This is a genomic window from Streptomyces sp. NPDC006739 (genome assembly GCF_042869815.1).
Taxonomy (GTDB): domain Bacteria; phylum Actinomycetota; class Actinomycetes; order Streptomycetales; family Streptomycetaceae; genus Streptomyces.
Genome location: NZ_JBIAGM010000070.1, coordinates 1 through 6520, shown reverse-complemented (window position 1 = coordinate 6520; position 6520 = coordinate 1). Strand labels below are relative to the sequence as shown.

Sequence of the window (6520 nt, the reverse complement as noted above, 5' to 3'; positions counted from 1 at the left end):
CCGGAGCCGAGGACACCACGTGAGCACATGACCCCGTACTCGCCTCGCACACGCGTCGCACTCCGACGGCTTGACAACAGCATTAGGAAGCAGGGGGCCGGTTTCCGGGCCGGCCCCCTGCCCCGCTGTCAGCTGCCGCCCACCCCGAGCGCCGCCAGCAGGACCAGGACCAGGGGCGCCGCGCCCAGGAGTCCGTGGGCGGCGACGACGAGGACCGGCAGGTGGCGTTCGGCGGGCGCGGTCTCCTCCCCGGCGGTGGCGGGGACCGGAGCGCGGTGGACGGGGAGCCAGCGGCCGAACAGGGTGAAGCCGAGCAGGGCGACGGCGACGAGGATGCCGAAGGACGTCCACGCCAGGGCTCCCCGGTCGGCGGCGAGGTAGACGATCCAGATCACCAGTCCGGCGGCGGCGAGCAGGAAGTGGCCGAAGACGAGGGCCGCCGGGAAGCGGGTCGTCCCCGTCCGCTGCTGGCGCAGACCGCCGCGGGCGATCCAGCGGGCGAGGAGGCCTCGGCCGCCGCCGGGATCTCCCGCAAGCCGGCAGCCTTCCACCTGGACAAGCTGGTGGCGTCGGGGCTGCTCCAGGCCCGGCACGGCGGCGACGGTCCGCGCCGGGTGGGGCGTGCGCCGAAGGTGTACGAGCCGAGTCCGCAGCAGCTGTCGGTGAGCCTGCCGCCGCGCCGGCCCGAACTGCTCGCCTCGCTGCTCGCGGAGGCGGTCACGGCGCAGCGGTCGGACGAGAGCGCCCGCGAGGCGTCCCTGCGGGTCGCCCGGGAGCGCGGCGAGGCACTGGGGGCCGGAATTCCGGCCGCCGGTCTCACCGGTTTTCTCGAAGCGCTGGGTTTCGAGCCGGCGGACGGCGGCGACGGCCGCACGTTGTTGCACAACTGTCCGTTCCACGCCGTCGCCGTCGAGGCGCCCGAGCTGGTCTGCGGAATGAACCACGCTTTCCTGTCCGGCTGTCTGGCCGCGTCCGGCGGCACCGGGACGACGGCCGCACTGGTCCCTCGCGAGGGCTCCTGCTGCGTCGAACTGCGCACCGACGCCGTGCCCGGCTGAAATACCCAGCACGTTCGAATTCACGGTTCCTGCGTTTTCTTCACCGAATGCAATGCACGCATTGGGGCATGGAGGTCCGTTCTCACAGACCACCCCCGGTCGAATAGGAGGTATTGAAACGGCCGATTAACTGACGCGTAGCCGACGGGAATCGTCGCCTCTGGTGCACTCCTGGTCACCGCTTCACACACAGCGTCAGGAGGGGCCATGTCCTTCTTCGCCAGGGCGTTCTGGCCGGGAGACCACCGCGACGAGATCGTCGCCGGAACGCTCGTCGCGGCGGTGATCGTCGTCCTCGGGTACGCCTCGGGCATCGGCACCCCGTCGCCCACGACCATCGACACCGCGGCTCCCCCGGCGTCCCGGGCGCCGTCGTCGGCGTCCTCGTCCGGGCCCGTCGACGGTTCCGCGGCGGGTGACGCGGGGGCGAGCGCCGACGGAACGGGGTTCGGGGCCGGCCCGGGCGGGGCCTTGGCGCCGGACGACGTCGGCGCCGGCCGGCCCGTCACCGTCCCGGCCCCCGTGGACGGGCAGACCGGCCCCGGTACGGGCGGCGCAGGCACCGGGCCCGCGCCCACGCCCTCCGGCCCGGCCCCGGGTTCCCCTTCGCCGATCCCTTCGCCGACGGCGCCGGCCGGCTGCCGACAGGGCGAAGTCCGCCTCGTGCGGCCGCTGTTGAGCGGCACCCTCGGCCAGGTGACCGGTCTGCTGGACGGCCTGCTCGGCACCGGAGCGTCCGGCGCCACCGCCTCGCCGACCCCATCCCCGACCCCGTCCCCGTCCCCGTCCCCGTCCTCCTCTTCACCGGCCGATGCCCTGTCCTCGGTGTGCGTCGGTGTGGCGCCGTCACCCTCGCTTCTCACGGAGGTGCTTCCGTGAGAAGCCGCCTGCCGTCCCTGGCCGTGCTCCTGCCGGCCGCGCTCACCGCCCTGTTCCTCGCCGCGGCCCCCGCCGCGGCACACACGGAGCTGGACTCGTCGACCCCCGGGAACGGCTCCCGGCTCACCCACACACCGACCGGCATCCGGCTGGTCTTCAGTGAGCGCGTGGACCTCGCCGACGTCCATGTCTCGGCCGGGGGCGAGCGGTTGGCCCTGTCCAGGCCGGCGCACACCGATGCCAAGGGCGACACCGTCGAGGTCGCCGTGCCGAGGGCGGGCGGCCAGGACCGGCTCGTCCTGGTGTGGCAGGTACGCGACATGGAGGACGGGCATCCGACGTCCGGGACGCTGTCCTTCCCGCTCACCGCCAAGGCCGCGGACACGACCGGCGCAGGCATGGACGCGCAGACCGCGCCGAAGGCCTCCGGGACCGTACGGACGGCATGGGTGGCCACCCGGTGGGCCGGTTATCTCGCCCTTGCCCTGTACGTCGGCGGACTGGGCTTCCTCGCCCTGCTGTGGCCGCAGGGCGCCCTGGACCGCCGTACCCGCCGCATCCTGACCCTGTCCTGGACGGCCGGGCTCGCGGCGAGCCTGCTCGCCCCGGGGCTGCAGGGCGCGTACGGGACGATGGGCGCCCTCGGTGACGTACTCCGGACCTCCACGTACACCGATCTGCTGGACACCGAGGTCGGTGTCGTAGCCGCCTGCCGGGTGCTGATGTGGGTGCTGGCCGCCGTCGTGCTGGCCGCGCTGCTGCAGGGCGGTGAGCGGGCCGCCCGGTCGCCCGGCTGGCGGGTCGGTGCGCTCGCGGTCGCCCTCGGGCTGCTGCGCACGACCGGCATGGCCGGACACGACGCCGAGGGCACGCACCCCGGTTGGGGCGCGGTCGCCGACCTGGTCCATCTGCTCGGCGTCTCGCTCTGGCTCGGCGGTCTGACGCTGCTGCTGTTCGGCGTGCTGCCGAGACGCCTGCCGCAGGAGCTGTCGGCCGCCGTGTCCGGCTACTCCACGCTGGCCGGCGTGTCCGTCGCCGCGATCGCCGCGGCCGGGGCGGTCCTGGCCTGGCAGATCGTCGGGTCCTTCGGCGCCCTGGTGCACACCGGCTACGGACGGCTGCTGCTGCTCAAACTCGCCGGCCTGGCCCTCGTGCTGGTCATCGCCCAGCGCAGTCGCGGCTGGGTGCGCACCCGGCTCGACATCGCCGTACTGCTGCGTGGCGACCGTGCCACCGTACGGCCCTTCGTCTACTCGGTCGCGGCCGAGACGGGGCTCGTCCTCGTCGTCCTCGTCGCGACGAGTGTGCTGGTCACGTCCGCCCCCGGACGCTGACCGGCGATCCCAGGCACCATCCGCCGCTTTCCTTTCCCACCTCTCAAGGAGACGCACCACCATGGGTACTGACACCACCACCGCACCCCCGCCGCGTCACCGGCACTCCCGCGTGGGCAACCGGGTACTGCTCGCCACCGGCGCCGGTGCCGGCATCGCGGCCGTCGCCTGTCTCGGTCTGCTGCAGGCGGCCGGCGCGGCCACGGTCCCGCAGCGGGCGGAACCGGCGGCCGCGGCGAACTCGATGGCCATGGCGCGGCCCGCCGCGGCCAAGGCGGCCGACTACACGATCAAGATCACGAACTACCGGTTCGCCCGGCCGAGCCTGACCATCAAGGTCGGCCAGACCGTCAAGTGGATCAACGAGGACACCGCCCCGCACACCGTCACCACCACCAGCGGCCCGGCCAAGTTCGACTCGGGCACGCTGAACAAGGGCGACAGCTGGTCGTACACCTTCACCAAGGCCGGTACGTACAAGTACTACTGCGCGGTGCACCCGGACATGATGGCCTCCATCACCGTGGTCGCCGCCGGCAGCGGCGGCGGCACGGGGGGCTCCACCGGCGGCTCCACCGGGGGCTCGACGGGCGGGTCGACCGGTGGGTCGGGGTCGGGCGGTTCGGCGGGTGGCGGCACGGGCGGGACCGCTGGCGGCGGAACCGGTGGCGGCACCGGCGGTTCGACCGGAGGCTCCGGCGGGGGCCACACCGGCGGGTCCACCGGTGGGAGCGGCGGTGCCGGCGGTATGGGCGGCGGCAACGGCGGCTCCGAGGAGTGCGTGAGCGTCCAGCAGGTCCTGCTGCCGATCCTCCAGCACATCGACAGGGCGCACCTGGAGGAGTCCCCGGGACAGCAGGTCCAGGACGCGCTCAAGCTCGACAGTTACCTCAAGATGCACACCGTCTGGCTGGAGTCCGTCCTCACCCCGGCCGTGAACGGGGCCGGCTCGGTCGCGGACGGCACCCTCACCGTGCTCCTCCAGCACCTGGACTCCGCGCATCTGGAGGAGTCACCGGGCCAGCAGATCGGGGACATCCTCAACCCCGACCAGTACGTCAAGACCCACACCGTCTGGGCCGAGCACCTGCTCTCGCCCACCGAGGACTACCTCACGAACTCCTGCTGAGCCACTGAGCGATCCGCAGCGGGAAGCGGCGGGCCGGCCGAGTCGCAGTCGGCCGGCCCGTCGCCGCTCCCATTCTCCCCTTTCCGTCACTCCGCTCGCCCACCGAGGTGCCGAGATGACCACCGAAACCCTTCCCACCGCCTCCCTGCCCGCGCCCTCGCCGGGGCCTTCCTGGCTGCCCCGGCCCGGTACCTACACCGCCGGCCCCGGCCGTCACATCACCGAACTGGCCGGCCGGCTGGGCCCGTTGACCACTTCCCGGAGCCGTCTGACCGCCGAGGACGCCACCCTGACCGTGGCCGCCGACCCCGAGGACTGTGTGCTGAGGTGGAGGCTGACCGGCCGCCCGCTGCGCGGCACGGCACTGACCTTCGTCAGCCGGAACCTGGTGCCCGAGGCGGACGGCACCCGGATACGGGCGAGCGGTGAACTCGCCGCGCTGCCCGGCCGGCCCACCCCGGCGACACTCGTCCTGCGCGTCGTCGACCGCGCCGACGACCAGTTGCTCGTCCTCGGCACGATCCGGCTGCCGTACGGCCCGCTGCGTCGTACGACCGGCCTCACCCTGCCCCGCACCCGCCCCGCAGACCGCATCCGGCTGCTCGTCGCCGCGGAGTTCACATGCCCCGCCTGACCGTCCCGCGCACCCTGCTCGCCGCCCTCGTCCTGGCCGGCGCCGTCACCGTCCTGCCCGCCCCCGCCCCGCCCACGGCCGAGGCGGCCACCGCCCATCAGGTCCTCATGTCCGGGTACGCGTTCAGCCCCCGGGTCCTGACCGTCACCGCCGGGGACACGGTCACCTGGACCAACCAGGACCAGGCGCCCCACGACGTGGAGACCACCTCCGGACCCGCCCCGGTCCACTCGCCCATGCTGAGCAGGGGCGGCAGCTGGAGCCACACCTTCACCACCCCGGGCAGCTACGGCTACGTGTGCACCGTGCACCCCGGCATGACGGCCCGACTCGTGGTCCGGGCCGCCGTCGTGGCCGCCCCCGCCGCACCGCGCACCGCGCACCCGACGGCCCACGAGCCCGCCGCGGCTGCCTCCACCCGGTCCGCCGGCCCGGCGGCACCCTCCGCGCACACGGACCACAACGGCAGGGCCGCCGCCCCCGCCGGGCCGAGTGCCTCGGACCCGCCGGTTTCCACCACGGCGGCCGTCCAGGCCGCGACACAGACGCAGAGCGCGTCGTCCGCCACCCGCCCCCTCGACCCGCTGCTCCTGCTCGCCGGTGTCGTCGCGGGTGTGGCGGTCCTGTGTCTGCTCCTGGTCGGCTCCCGCTCCGCCGCGGGGCGTCCTCACACCTGACGCAGGACCACCAGCACGACCAGCAGCACGGTCGCTCCCGCGGTCGTCCCGTGGGCGACCACGGCCGCGAGCGGGAAGTGGCGCTCGGCGGTGCTCCCTCCCTGGGAGTGCCGACCGGAGCTGGGCAGCCAGCGCAGCAGCATCATGAACCCGAAAGCGGCGACGATCAGCACCACGGCACAGGCCGCCCAGGCCGTGGTCCTGACCCCGGCCGCGAGATAGGCGCTCCACGAGGCGAGTCCCGCGACGGCGAGCGCCACATGCCCCACGACGAGCCACAGCGGCAGCCGCGTCACGCCCGGCGTGCGCTGCCGCAGGCCGCCGTGGCGGATCCACACGGTGGCCAGATAGCCACCCAGACCAGCGGTCATCAGCCACGTACACAGCACGAAGACACGCATGAGTTCCGCCCCCTGCCCCGTTACGGCACGTCCTGGCCCAGGAGACCGCACCCGCCGCAGACAGACCGGACATTCATTCATCGATTCACCCGTAGGCGTGAACAATGGTGCGAAGTCCCCACGGATCCCGCTGCGGGCCGCCGGCATGCGTGCGGCCGGTCTTAACGGAAGCTTGACGGGCACGACCCACTGATCCATGGGCCCTGGCCTCACGCTCTGCTTACGCTGGTGCGCCGGTCCACATGTCCAGCGCACCACAGGAGAACCCCCGGATGGCGACCATCGAACAGCCGCCGCAGAGCCGTTTGCGGAACTGGATGCTGGAGGGTCTGTCCGACATGGGCAAGGCCGGCGGCCACACCGGGCCCCACGCGGAACCGGAACCCCCGCACCAGGGCCAGCGCTGGT

At 73.5% G+C, this 6520-nt stretch carries 8 protein-coding genes; 6 read left to right on the top strand and 2 right to left on the bottom strand.

The window, feature by feature from the left end; genetic code table 11:
- Nucleotides 1–128: 128 nt before the first annotated feature.
- Nucleotides 129–551, bottom strand: a complete 423-nt coding sequence (locus tag ACFYMM_RS44080; RefSeq protein WP_388398435.1) for a hypothetical protein — start codon at nucleotides 549–551, stop codon at nucleotides 129–131.
- Between the two features lie 12 nt (nucleotides 552–563).
- Between ACFYMM_RS44080 and ACFYMM_RS44075 the strand changes: the two genes are divergently transcribed.
- From ACFYMM_RS44075 to ACFYMM_RS44050, 6 genes are all read left to right on the top strand, one after another.
- Nucleotides 564–1058: a hypothetical protein gene (locus tag ACFYMM_RS44075; RefSeq protein ID WP_388398432.1), complete on the top strand. Its 495-nt coding sequence runs from the start codon at nucleotides 564–566 to the stop codon at nucleotides 1056–1058.
- 207 nt (nucleotides 1059–1265) lie between these two features.
- Complete coding sequence (locus tag ACFYMM_RS44070) at nucleotides 1266–1937, top strand: hypothetical protein (protein ID WP_388398429.1); 672 nt, start codon at nucleotides 1266–1268, stop codon at nucleotides 1935–1937.
- Complete coding sequence (locus tag ACFYMM_RS44065; protein ID WP_388398427.1) at nucleotides 1934–3271, top strand: CopD family protein; 1338 nt, start codon at nucleotides 1934–1936, stop codon at nucleotides 3269–3271. The genes ACFYMM_RS44070 and ACFYMM_RS44065 overlap by 4 nt, the downstream gene beginning before the upstream one ends.
- A gap of 61 nt (nucleotides 3272–3332) precedes the next feature.
- On the top strand, nucleotides 3333–4400 hold the full coding sequence (locus ACFYMM_RS44060; RefSeq protein WP_388398425.1) for a plastocyanin/azurin family copper-binding protein: 1068 nt from the start codon (nucleotides 3333–3335) through the stop codon (nucleotides 4398–4400).
- Nucleotides 4401–4515: 115 nt separating this feature from the next.
- Complete coding sequence (locus tag ACFYMM_RS44055; RefSeq protein ID WP_388398422.1) at nucleotides 4516–5034, top strand: hypothetical protein; 519 nt, start codon at nucleotides 4516–4518, stop codon at nucleotides 5032–5034.
- The gene (locus tag ACFYMM_RS44050; RefSeq protein ID WP_388398420.1) at nucleotides 5022–5711 is read left to right on the top strand and encodes a plastocyanin/azurin family copper-binding protein; all 690 of its coding nucleotides are present in this window, start codon (nucleotides 5022–5024) and stop codon (nucleotides 5709–5711) included. Before ACFYMM_RS44055 ends, ACFYMM_RS44050 begins: the two co-directional genes overlap by 13 nt.
- Here the strand turns inward: ACFYMM_RS44050 and ACFYMM_RS44045 are convergent.
- Entirely contained in the window at nucleotides 5702–6112 is a 411-nt protein-coding gene (locus tag ACFYMM_RS44045) for a hypothetical protein (protein ID WP_388398417.1), read from the bottom strand. The genes ACFYMM_RS44050 and ACFYMM_RS44045 overlap by 10 nt on opposite strands.
- Nucleotides 6113–6520: the final 408 nt, after the last annotated feature.